The 12,138-nt window shown below is 38.4% G+C and carries 9 protein-coding genes; 5 read left to right on the top strand and 4 right to left on the bottom strand.

Annotated features, from left to right (window positions below):
- The first annotated feature begins 126 nt into the window (after positions 1–126).
- Positions 127–975, top strand: coding sequence for a pyridoxamine kinase (locus tag LMF89_RS00800; protein WP_229533435.1), 849 nt, complete (start codon positions 127–129; stop codon positions 973–975).
- Between the two features lie 229 nt (positions 976–1,204).
- On the opposite strand, the gene LMF89_RS00805 is transcribed toward LMF89_RS00800, so the two are convergent.
- From LMF89_RS00805 to LMF89_RS00815, 3 genes are all read right to left on the bottom strand, one after another.
- Positions 1,205–2,404, bottom strand: a complete 1,200-nt coding sequence (locus tag LMF89_RS00805) for an MFS transporter (RefSeq protein WP_229533436.1) — start codon at positions 2,402–2,404, stop codon at positions 1,205–1,207.
- A 729-nt stretch (positions 2,405–3,133) separates the two neighbouring features.
- Positions 3,134–3,736: a hypothetical protein gene (locus tag LMF89_RS00810; protein WP_229533437.1), complete on the bottom strand. Its 603-nt coding sequence runs from the start codon at positions 3,734–3,736 to the stop codon at positions 3,134–3,136.
- Positions 3,737–4,498: 762 nt separating this feature from the next.
- Positions 4,499–5,296, bottom strand: a complete 798-nt coding sequence (locus tag LMF89_RS00815) for an acyltransferase family protein (RefSeq protein ID WP_229533438.1) — start codon at positions 5,294–5,296, stop codon at positions 4,499–4,501.
- Between the two features lie 166 nt (positions 5,297–5,462).
- On the opposite strand from LMF89_RS00815, the gene LMF89_RS00820 reads away from it, so the two are divergent.
- Complete coding sequence (locus tag LMF89_RS00820) at positions 5,463–6,215, top strand: exodeoxyribonuclease III (protein WP_229533439.1); 753 nt, start codon at positions 5,463–5,465, stop codon at positions 6,213–6,215.
- A gap of 202 nt (positions 6,216–6,417) precedes the next feature.
- Here the strand turns inward: LMF89_RS00820 and LMF89_RS00825 are convergent, their stop codons facing one another.
- Positions 6,418–7,629, bottom strand: a complete 1,212-nt coding sequence (locus LMF89_RS00825) for an MFS transporter (protein ID WP_229533440.1) — start codon at positions 7,627–7,629, stop codon at positions 6,418–6,420.
- A 639-nt stretch (positions 7,630–8,268) separates the two neighbouring features.
- Here LMF89_RS00825 and LMF89_RS00830 point away from each other — a divergent pair.
- From LMF89_RS00830 to LMF89_RS00840, 3 genes are all read left to right on the top strand, one after another.
- Positions 8,269–10,059, top strand: coding sequence for a TonB-dependent receptor plug domain-containing protein (locus tag LMF89_RS00830; RefSeq protein WP_229533441.1), 1,791 nt, complete (start codon positions 8,269–8,271; stop codon positions 10,057–10,059).
- 190 nt (positions 10,060–10,249) lie between these two features.
- The gene (locus LMF89_RS00835) at positions 10,250–11,350 is read left to right on the top strand and encodes a FecCD family ABC transporter permease (protein WP_229533442.1); all 1,101 of its coding nucleotides are present in this window, start codon (positions 10,250–10,252) and stop codon (positions 11,348–11,350) included.
- Positions 11,351–11,361: 11 nt separating this feature from the next.
- Complete coding sequence (locus LMF89_RS00840; protein WP_229533443.1) at positions 11,362–12,138, top strand: ABC transporter ATP-binding protein; 777 nt, start codon at positions 11,362–11,364, stop codon at positions 12,136–12,138.

Here is a 12,138-nt window from a genome sequence, read left to right on the forward strand (position 1 = left end):
TTCTGTATATTTCAAAAGGTTCAAATTCATTTTATAATACAATTATGCTTTTTGGAACCCCTAACCTATAGGATAATTATGTTCTGCTATTTTAACACAATAAAACAAATACTGGAGGATATGAATATGAAACAAAAACTTGCAAGAGTCGTGGCAATTCACGATATGTCCGGCTATGGTAAGTGTTCACTTACTGTAGCAATCCCAGTTATTTCAGCAGCAGGCATCGAGGTTTGCCCTCTACCTACTGCCCTGTTATCTACAAATACTCTTTTCCTAGGATTTAAATTCTTTGACTTTACTCCGCAAATGAATGAGTTTATTAATCATTGGAAAGAAATTGGTTTTAAGACCGATTGCGCTTATAGCGGATTCTTAGGCTCAGCAGAGCAAATCCAAATCGTCAAAAATTTCATGCTGGATTTTAAATGCTCATTAAAAATAGTTGATCCTGTAATGGGCGATAATGGCATAATCATTAAAACCTATACACCCCAAATGTGCAGTACCATGCGAGAGCTTGCCAGTATTGCTGATATCGTTACACCAAACCTTACAGAAGCTTATATTCTTACAGGCAGAGATTATATCGATGGAGAAGTAGATAGCGACACCTCTCGCAAGCTCTGTGCACAAATCATTGAAATGGGTGCTAAAAACATCGTATTAACTGGTGTGGTCAGAGGAAATTCCTTATATAACTGCGCAATGAGTGAAGATCAATCCTACTTTGAAGTAGCCGTTGATCTGCTTCCGTACCATATGCATGGTACAGGCGACCTTTTCACCAGTGTACTTACAGCAGGCGTTGTAAATGGCTACACCTTAAAAGAAAGTGTAGAAAGTGCAGCTCACTTTGTACGCGATGCGATGATCGTCAGCAATGATATTGAAGATGCCTTCGATCGCGGCGTTGCCTTTGAACCCATTGTCTACAAATTACGCGGCGGCCTCTATAATAAAGATTTGGCTTAGTTCCTGACGCGTCCTTTAAAACATATAAACATAATCGAACCACAAAGACGCAAAGGACACAAAGGGCTTTATTTATATTTTTTTGTGTACTCCTTTGTGTGCCGCATCAGCGGCATTGTGCCTTTGTGGTTCAATTTTTTTAACCCCTATCTGCATATATTGATACGAAAATCTGCAACGTTTTGTAAGCCTAAACGTTGCAGATTTTCTCATAACCAAATATTATTTTCTATTTCAGTTCCTTACTAATCACCCCAGTGGTCTTTGGAATTTTAAAGAAGACAAGCAATCCAATCATGATCAATACGCTTCCAGTAAAAAGAAATACAGGTCCAATTCCCAGCCAAGAACTGATCATACCGCCAACAAGGGGACCTACCATCGAACCTAGATGATTTGCTGTAGTTGTAAGACCAAATATCCGCCCCTGAAACGCTTTATCTGTCGAATTTACAGCAATTGTATTGATAGCAGGATATACGCCAACGATAAATAGACCAAAAAAGAATTGGAGTACACTAAACTGATAAATATTGACTATAAAAAATTGTCCCATATTAAAGATCCCTGCACCGATAAAGGCAATCACTAAAATTTGAATAAACCCCTTTTTCTGCCCCAGCTTGCCCCACATCGGTGCCGATATCGCACCAGCAATACCTGCCATACTATATATAATCCCTGCCGTTAACGCAACCCCCTCCATATTTCCCTGGAGCTCGGCAACATACAACGTAATCAGAGGCTGCAGTGTCATACTAATCATTTGTGCACCGAAAAGCAGCAGTAGCATTTCTACTAGCTTTCGGTTATGAAATGCAATCTTCAAATCATCCAACATACTGCCTTCACTAGGCGGTTCATTATTGACTGGCTCTTTTACCAATATGCCTACGCCAACGGTTCCTAGAAATATAATACCTGCAGCAATCACAAAAGATAAACGCATACCGAAAAAATGTGATAAGCTTCCGCCCATTAACGGACCTAAAATTCCGCCCATTAAAAGTGTTGTCTGCATAACGCCTAAACTAAAGCCCATTTTTTCTTTTGGTACAGATGAAGCTATAATCGCCATAGATGCTGGTACAAACCCATTGGCAAAGCCCTGCAGAATTCTGACTAACAATAAATCCACAGGATTTCTAACAAATGCGCCCAAAAAATATACGACTGCCAGGCTAAATCCAGCTCGCATAATCATACGTCGTTTACCGCTTTTATCCGCGTGTCGTCCCCAATAAGGTGCCATTATGGCCGAAACAAAAAAAGAGATGGAGAAGATAATACCTGACCACACATTTACATCACTCTGACTTACACCTATATCCAAAAGATATAATGGTAAAAACGGAATGACCATTGTATAACTTGAACCTGATAACATCACTGCAATAGATAACACCCAAAGATTTCTACGCCAACCCAATGTTTAAAGCCCCCTAAACTACCTAAAAATAATAAGAAATAGGTCCACTCTAGCCTCCTAAAAAGTTCCTAACTACATTTGATGTGTCATACTCGCTTATTTTTTAAACTATATCATAAAGAAGCCTTTGATTCCATTAAAACTCCTTTTTCTCTCAATATTAATTGCATTTTGTAACTTTCACCCCAAATCAACTACTTTGAAATCAATTTATATTACTTATTCATATTAATTGCGCTTATTTTTAGAATATTTGTTTATTTCTGAATGTTTTCTTTGTTCAAATGTTTGGCTATGTTTGAATTTTTAAGAAAATAGAAGTAAATTCTATCTAATTTTGTCTAATGAGCCATATGCTGGTCAGACCACCCCTTAAAGGATTTGATAATACTTCGCTAATCTATTAAACTAAGAATTGCCTTATAGACGCAATCTATATCCTATTTTTTAAATTGTCAGTTTAATCTATATGTACACATTATTTAGAACTTTTTTACATTTGGGAAAAAAATACAGAAAGGGTTGATCTCATGGTTCTTCAATTAGGCGCTTTCGCTTTCACTGCCATTGCAGTAATGTTAACAGTGCTAGAAGTGGCACACCTCTCCCATCTTATTTAATCTGATAACAATAAGCTAACCATGTTCGCGTATAGTATGAGGCTATGAAAAACCCAAACCGTTTTCTTGCGGTTTGGGTTTTTCTATGGATAGGTAGTTTGCATTTTTCTCAATTATTCCTTTCTTTACTAGGTAATTGGACCGCCTTATCAATTCCTGCTTCTTTGAAATAGCGAACCATGGCAGCAGCAGAAAATTTTACATTTTGTAACTTCCATAAGAAATACTCTACTGTTTCCTGCCGGATCTGAATCAACTGGTTCTCATCCCTGGAAACCATTGAGTTTTTCTCTATATGATCAATAACCTGCTGTATATAGGATACCGAAATCACATCATTGATTGGCTCTTTAAGCATATCATTGATTAACTGTCCAAAATGGTTTTGATATTGGAAAATTAGATTTTCGGGACCAAACATCGTAAAAATAATTTTTTCTAGATCATTCTTTGTAGGATGTATCAACTGATCCAATAATTGATCTTTCTCCACTAGATAAGGCAAAATTGCCAAGATATACCCTTGAGTGAGATAGCCTAATCCAGTTCCATCCTTACCAGTTGTATAATTTGAGAGATTACACTTTTTCTGATGATGGTCCGCAATGATAAATAACCCCTCAAATAGTGATTTAGGAACCTCAATTAACCAATAATAAGTAAGACCTCTTTGCTCCAAGTCTGGCATTGCCATTATATCCTGTGTTAACATTGTGATTTCTTCTAAAAAGGTATAGTGTATATATTCTTCCCTCGAATACAGAAGTGGTCGAAATATTGGCCCTAAGAAACTTCGTGTCAAGAAAATTTTCGTTAAGCTATTTTCCCCTATGCCCCTCGCCATATTCTTCACCCTATCTTATTTTAAAATCCTTCTATTTAGATGCTCACTCACTGATAACGCATTTACCACTTTACATTCTAAAATTACAGGACAATAGTTAAGGTTTCTTCATTTATCATCTAGAAATCCATAGTTTTAACACCGTAAAAAGGGGACTCTTCTACAATCATGTAGAAGAGTCCCCTTTGACTCAAGCGTTTCACTTTCAAAATTACCGCGCAGAGAGAACATTCGTTCTCTTATGATATACATTATACTGCCATTTCTTTTATTTTACAACGATTTTCTCATATTTTTGAAATATTACCTTACCTATAACATATTCGGATAGCATGAAGCAAGATACTAGACAAATCGCAGACACCGAAAAATATTTGACCCACACAGAGACGTCAATTTTTTGTACCATATATGCTATTGGTAAAACGACAAATTGATGAATATAGTAAATTCTGTAGGAATTGGCTGATAACCTGCGCCACAAATATCCTTTGCTATTAAAATCTTTATGAAAGAAACTGATAAAACCAAACACTGTAGTAAGACAGAAAAAGGAATGTAGAATGGCATGGCCTGCCTTTAATGCGATGGGTGTAGTATTGGTAAAGGTAATACGATAATAAGTAAACACTAGCATTGTAATAACAGATGCCTCATCCAATAACTAAAATGTGGCATATATCCCTCTTCCGTAAACCATCGATTTCGCCAAGCATGTATACCTAAGGCAAAATAGCAAGCACATAAAAAAAATCGAGTAGGCTGAAAAGAAATAATGTACAACCTGCTAAACCATTCATCTGCATAAAAATAAAAATTTGCGATAAAAAAAGTTGCTGCCGTAACTAGACCAAACAGCACTAAAAATACAAAAGATGGGGACGAAGCTTCTGCCTTACGTTGAAATAAGGAAGGGAAGGCTTTATAGATAGCAGCAAAGAATACAAAGAACCAGGCTAAGTCCCCTAAAAACCAATAATGAGCATGATTAAAGGTAGCAGCACTAAAGAAATTAGTAATCAAATAGGTAAAATAGGCTGGCGGTGTACTTGTACGGCTATACCAAATCATATAAGTAATTGCCGGTGCTAGAAATAGTACACCAGCAATCCAAGGAAGCACAATTCGAAAGAACTTTTCTCGTAAGAATGTACTCATCCCCTGTTTCTCTAAGACAGGCATTGTAAAATATCCGGCAAGTAAAAATAGAATCGGCATAATAAAAACATCGGTAGTCATCACAAAAAGATTAAATACCGGATGGCTCTTTATATCAACCACATACCACCATTCAGGTGCAGGTGCCATATAACCGATAGCTACGTGGAAAACGATTACCAATAAAATAATAAAGGCTCGCAAATTATCCATAAAGTACATCCGATTCTCCATGTTGCCCTTCGTACTCTTCTCTATGCTCTTTCCCATGCAAAATCACCTCATTTTATTCTTTACCAACTATAAGTTCTTCTTCAATGGGTACATGATTCTACATGAAACAGTTTAATACCTGTCAAGACCTACATCTTATCCTTGCATTTTTTATGTCATTCACATAAACTTAAAGCAATATATTTAAGAGTGAGGTTCATATATGAAATTAATATCATGGAATGTAAATGGTTTAAGAGCATGCCTTTCAAAAGGCTTTGAAGATTTCTTCAACACTGCAGATGCTGATATCTTTTGCATACAAGAAACAAAAATGCATCCTGACCAAGCCGAAATTGGACTTATCGGATACGAAAAATATTGGAATAGCGCTGTAAAAAAGGGATACTCCGGTACTGCCGTTTTTACACGCATAACACCATTATCTGTTATCTATGGTTTGAATATAGAAGAGCATGACCAAGAAGGCCGCCTCATCACCTTGGAGTTTGAAAATTTTTTTCTTGTAAATGTCTATACTCCCAACTCTAAGCGAGAACTCCTCCGCTTGGACTACCGTATGAGATGGGAGGATGAATTTAGAACCTATCTTATCACTCTGAATCAGAGTAAACCTGTCATTATTTGCGGCGATATCAATGTTGCTCATCAGGAAATCGACATTAAGAACCCAAAAACCAATCGACGCAATGCCGGGTTCACGGATGAGGAAAGAGATAAAATGACAGCTTTATTAGAAGCTGGCTTTACCGACACCTTTCGCCATATATATCCTGATAAAATCGATGCCTATACCTGGTGGTCCTATATGATGAATGCCAGAGCCCGCAATATCGGTTGGCGTATTGACTACTTTCTAGTGTCTAACACATTAAGAGAGGCTATTAAAGAGGCTACCATTTATCCTGATGTCATGGGCAGTGACCATTGCCCAATTGGATTGGAAATCTTTTAAGAAAACATTGTACAGTCTTAAAAAATAAAACGATTGAACCGCGAAGTTACGAAGACTGCAAAGAGAACGGATAAAGAAAAGGAACCACAAAGGCGCAAAGGACACAAAGGGTTCTATTTATATTTTTAAAGCTCCTGTAAAGTTATCCATGGACTTTGCAGGAGCTTTTTCCTATAGCCGCGATCAGCAATATTAGTACCAGTTATTCTTTGGACAGCAAACAGGCTGCTGCCCGTTCTTTTTTCAAGGTCAAAGCAGGTATCGCCAAACTAACTAATATAAGAGTTACACCAAATAGATAGGGTAAATTAATGTGAATATCAAATAAGATACCTGCAATGGATGGGCCAATGATAATTCCCAAACTAGTGTAAGTATTACTTATTCCAGCCACAAAACCTTGTTCTTCACCTGCCATCTTGGATAATAACGTATTAATTGCGGGGCGTAAAATGGAAGTGAAGGCAATATGAAGTGTTGTTACAAGAAGTATGTACCAAAAGCTCCCTGGAAGCAGCATTAGTGCTAAAGATGCTGCTGATAAAACCAAACTCATATTGATAACCCGTTTTTCGCCAAAGCGGCGGAGCAGCCAATCAATCAATAGTGCCTGGACAAGAACACCCATTAACACACCTACCGTAAGTAGAATCGCTATATCCTTAGGTGTGTATCCATATTTTACATCCACATACAGCCCAAAAACCACTTCCACACTCACTAACCCAAATGTCAAAATAAAAATCAATACCAGTAAAAATAAGTAGGGAGCCTTAAAAGACAACGCAACCTGCGAGAAGATATTTTCACTTTTTCGCAGTGAATTTCTAGCAAGTAATTGTTTCTCTTGGGATAAAGTCTCAGGTAACAGCAAAAAAGCTGCGGCCATGGAGAAGGCGGAAGCAGCCGAAGCCACATAAAAGGGAAGGCGTAAGCCATATTCAGCCAAAAAACCTCCAATGCCAGGCCCAATTACAACACCAAAAGACATAGCTGCTCCTATCCAGCCGAGGCTTTTGCCGCGATTTTCCTCTGTGGTGATATCTGCCACATAGGCCGTAATTGCCGGAGTTGTAAAGGCAATACCGATTCCACCAATCAATCTGGATACATACAGCATCCACAACTCGTTAGCCACACCGAAAAGATACTGTGATACACTAAATAAACCGATTCCAGAAACAATGATAATTTTGCGCCCATACTGATCCGCCCACTTACCTGCAAGAGGTGAAAATAAAAATTGGGTGAATCCCATTGCCGACACCAAATAACCAAGAGTGGCGTTATTTACCCCAAAATCCTGCACAAATTTAGGTAAAATGGGGATGATCAGCCCCACCCCCACTTGAGCAATAAACATATTCACAATTAAGATCTTAAGTGGCATTTTAGAATATTTCAACTTACTCATTTGCAAAAATCCTACTTTCATAAAGTATTTAAAATTTCCTTGCTCATTGTCTTTTATAGCGAGTGAATCAATCCCATGCCTCTGTGATATATACATAACCTAAAAATAAAATATAATTTAGTATTGACTAACATTTTTGAAACGACTATAATCTTAATTGATCATGATTATCATCTTCAACAGGTTAACATCTTATCACTTTGACTGTCGTCAGTCAAATCAATGGGATATTGATCCATCAATCTGATTGATGACCCGTATATTATATTTCTTTTTTTTGCTAACCGTCAAATAAATAATTCACGTATCTCCTGCTATTTATATTCTCTAACTATTTTTCACTGTGATACGGGAAAAGAAAGGTGTGTGCTATGAAGAAATAAAACATATATTTTTTACAATATACTGACTGTCGTCAGTCAATTAGTCAGCACAGTTGTTATTTCCTCATAATTTATTACATAAGGTCATTATCTATTTTATAATTACAATAACGGAAAATAAGGAGAGATCACCATTAACAAGCAGCAAAAAAAATTATTATGCTCACTACTAAGCAGTGCGATAGTATTAAGTACTTCCGGAATCGTAGCCGCTGAAGAAGCTTCTACAGAAGAAACCTATAATTTCGATGAATATGTGGTAACTGCCAACCGTATTCCTGTAAGAAAATCAGAGGTTGCAGCAAATGTAACGGTAATTACACAGGATGAAATTGAAAAAGGGGGATTCACCCGCCTATCTGATGTTTTACGTAAAAATAATGTAGAAATGGGAGAAAGTAGCTTTGCTACGTATCCAATCCTTAATGGAGACGATCGAGTACTCGTCTTAATTGATGGACGCAAAATGAATTGGTCTCATCTCACGGTAAGCGGCAATGATCATGCTATAAATATTGATAGTCTGTCTACGAAGAACATCGAGCGTATTGAAATTGTGCGTGGACCAGGCTCCTCCTTATATGGCAGTGATGCCGTAGGCGGCGTTATTAATATTATCACTCGGAAAGCAGAAACAACTAGTACATCCATTGCTTCTGAATTTGGCAACTGGGGACTTCGCAGATATTCTCTTACAACTGAGGGAAAGACAAATGGCATAGGTTATTTTGTCACGGCTGAGCAGAAAAAAAGAGACAGTTTTAAATATAAAGATGCAACAACAGGTGCAACAAAAACCTTTGCAGATAGTCAAATAGATCAGAAATTGATCACTCTTCGATTAGATAAAGAATTGGGAGAAGGTCGTGCACTCTCCTTACAAGTAGACCATACAGAAGATCAACAAGGTTTCGGTGCTGCTCTTAATAATGGCGCTATTTCTTATCCTGGGGGATACGAGGATTTATCATCTAACAATATCGCATTGACTTATAGTTGGAAGCAAAACACAGAGGCAGAAAACTTTTTTCGTGTATATCGTAACGCCTCCGAAGGAACCACTTATAATTCTTTATTAAAATCAGATGGGATTACCCCCTATTCTTATGACCTTAATGCCAAAGGTGCTGAGTGGCAGCAGAGTTGGAAATTGAACGAAAATCAGACCCTGCTGGGTGGCGCCAATTGGCGTGAAGAGCATTTAGATGATGAGGACTCTCTAAATCGCAGCGTTTCTACAAAATCTGTTTTCCTAGAAAACAGATGGAAACTTCCTAGCAAATGGACTTTATCTGTAGGTACACGCTACGACGATCAAAGTATCGTTGGTGACAACACTACTTCTCGCTTAGCTATCAATCGCGAAATCAACGAAAATACCAATATCTATGCATCTTGGGGACAATCTGTAAGAAACCCTACTATTGCTCAGCTTTTTAGTAATACATCTTATTGGATAGGAAATCCCAACCTTAAGCCAGAAACAGGAAGTACCATTACTGTAGGCATGAATACCAAATTTAAAGGTGGGACAAAACTTCAAGCCAGCCTTTACAGTAGTCAACTTAAAAATGCTCTTGACTGGAGATGGGACGGCATTACTCAATACTTCAACGTGGATCGTGAAAAAAGACAAGGATTAGACTTAAATTTTACTCATAAATTATCACCTCAGTGGGATTTATCTGCTGGCTATGCTTACACAAAAATTAAAAGAAAAACTGATGGTGCTTCAAGTTATACTAATGATATTAATAATAGTCAACCAAACGGATACCATTTAGGGGTGCAGTATAACCAGGATAAATGGAATGCAGACCTTACAATGCGATCCGCAACTGGTCGTAGCTTAGAAGGATACACATCAAAATCTTATCTAACACTAGACATGGTAGTAAACTACCAGCTCAATTCCAGTACTCGCATATATGCGAAGGGTTACAACTTGACTAATGAAGCTTACGAACTAGCACATGTCTGGTATGATGCAGGTTCTTATCCTATGCCAGGACGAAGCTTCTATGTCGGCGTAGAACATCGTATGTAATTCTTACTACAATCAAATATGCACTGCCCCCATTGTTGGCGGGCAGTGCATATTCATTTATTTAAAATGGTGTGGTTTACAAAAAGTGCAGCCCCCTTTAGAATGAGTATTGAGGATTCTTCTCAATAGCATTCTAAAGGATGCCCCCTGCCATTATTTGCCAAAAATGAAGTAGGAGATTTTTACAAATATGACACAATTAAAACAGCGACCATCCATTGAATACGATGCTGTCATCCAAAAGAATCATGTTTTTTTACTTTTGCTGACAGGCCTCGGTATACTTGCTTTACTCTCTATGTTACTGGCAGTTGGTTTGGGCACGGTAAAAATCCCTCCTGACATCGCCTATAAGATTATTGCTTACAAACTGTTTCATTTAAATATCGATAACGTGATGAGCCAGGTGTCCCCTGCTCATATGGATATCATATGGCAAATCCGTTTGCCTCGTGTTATTCTGTCTGCTGTTGTAGGCGCAGGCCTTGCTATGTGCGGTACTGTCATGCAGGCTTCTGTGCAAAATCCTCTAGCAGAACCCTATATTCTTGGTATATCAGCCGGAGCTTCTCTCGGTGCAACTTTCTCCATCCTTATCGGCAGCGCCTCTGGATTATTCTTCGGTCTTGGTACTGCCTTTTGGGCCTTTATCGGGGCATTAGGAGCGTCCTTCTTCGTTCTGGTCTTATCAGGTATCGGGGGCAGAATGTCAACTGTGAAAATGGTTTTATCCGGTTCCATTGCCAGCGCTTTATTCATAGCCCTCTCAAATTTACTTGTATATATCTCCAATGATGCAGAAGGCATTCGCAGCGTCACCTTCTGGAATATGGGATCATTAGCCGCAGCTAAATGGGATAATCTAACGTTACCCGTGGTTGGAGTTACCCTGTGTTGTCTATTCTTTCTATTTCAATCCCGCACCCTCAATACCTTACTCTTAGGAGAGGAGGCTGCTATCACCTTAGGCATCAATCTGACGAAAATACGTCGCATATATATGATTATTACGGCCCTCATTACAGGACTGATCGTTTCTGTCTGCGGTATTTTTGGGTTTGTGGGACTGGTAATTCCCCATGTGGTGCGTGGTCTAGTCGGGTCAGATCACAGACGTTTAATGCCAGGTACTATCCTAATCGGAGCTATTTTCTTAACATGGGCTGATGTATTGGCACGCATCATTTTGAAAAGTGGTGAATTGCCCATCGGTATCATCACGGCCGTAGTGGGAGCACCCTTTTTCATGTATATTCTGTTTAAGCAGTCCTTTGATTTTGGAAATAAGTAAGGAGGTTCGGAATGGATCTGGAATTAAAAAATATTAATGTAAAGTTTGGCGATAAAAACATTATTCAAGATATTTCCTTGGCGGTTGCCAAAGGAGAATTTGTAGGCATCATTGGCCCCAATGGCAGTGGAAAGTCCACATTATTGCGCACCATCTATCGAATCATTCAGCCCAATAGCGGCATGATTCTGTTAGACGGACAGAATCTAAAAGATGTTAAATTATCCGAATCCGCTAAAAAAATGGGGGTCGTAGGACAATTCAATAGCGTTAACTTTGATTTTACAGTGCTAGACATGGTTATGATGGGGCGTACACCTCATAAAAGCTTATTAGGCTCAGATACCCCTGCTGATTATGCAATTGCTATGGAATCCATCCGAAAAGTAGGTATGGAGAAACACGCTAATCGTAGTTTTTCCACCTTATCTGGGGGTGAAAAGCAGCGAATTATATTAGCGCGCGCTTTGACCCAGCAGCCTCAATTATTAATTTTGGATGAACCGACAAATCATTTGGACATTAAATATCAGCTCCAGATTCTTTCAATTGTAAAGTCACTTGGTATTGGTGTACTTGCGGCGCTGCATGACCTAAGTCTGGCAGCAATGTACTGCCATAAGTTATATGTATTAAAAGAAGGCACTGTAATCACAAGTGGCGTACCGAATGAAATTCTAACTCCCCAACTGGTCCGAGATGTATATGAAATTGAATGCGATATTCAAAAGAATCCAGCTACAGGCTATCTTTCTATTACGTATTACCCCACTTGTCGCCATGCTTAA

The sequence above is a fragment of the Pelosinus baikalensis genome, from assembly GCF_020819555.1.
GTDB classification, from domain to species: domain Bacteria; phylum Bacillota; class Negativicutes; order DSM-13327; family DSM-13327; genus Pelosinus; species Pelosinus baikalensis.

Bases quoted from the DNA above. Each gene is read 5' to 3' on its own strand.
- LMF89_RS00815 (WP_229533438.1), bottom strand. From the start codon at position 5,296: ATGGGAAAGAGCATAGAGAAGAGTACGAAGGGCAACATGGAGAATCGG.
- LMF89_RS00800 (WP_229533435.1), top strand. From the start codon at position 127: ATGAAACAAAAACTTGCAAGAGTCGTGGCAATTCACGATATGTCCGGC.
- LMF89_RS00810 (WP_229533437.1), bottom strand. From the start codon at position 3,736: ATGTTAACACAGGATATAATGGCAATGCCAGACTTGGAGCAAAGAGGT.
- LMF89_RS00840 (WP_229533443.1), top strand. From the start codon at position 11,362: ATGGATCTGGAATTAAAAAATATTAATGTAAAGTTTGGCGATAAAAAC.
- LMF89_RS00820 (WP_229533439.1), top strand. From the start codon at position 5,463: ATGAAATTAATATCATGGAATGTAAATGGTTTAAGAGCATGCCTTTCA.
- LMF89_RS00825 (WP_229533440.1), bottom strand. From the start codon at position 7,629: ATGAGTAAGTTGAAATATTCTAAAATGCCACTTAAGATCTTAATTGTG.
- LMF89_RS00835 (WP_229533442.1), top strand. From the start codon at position 10,250: ATGACACAATTAAAACAGCGACCATCCATTGAATACGATGCTGTCATC.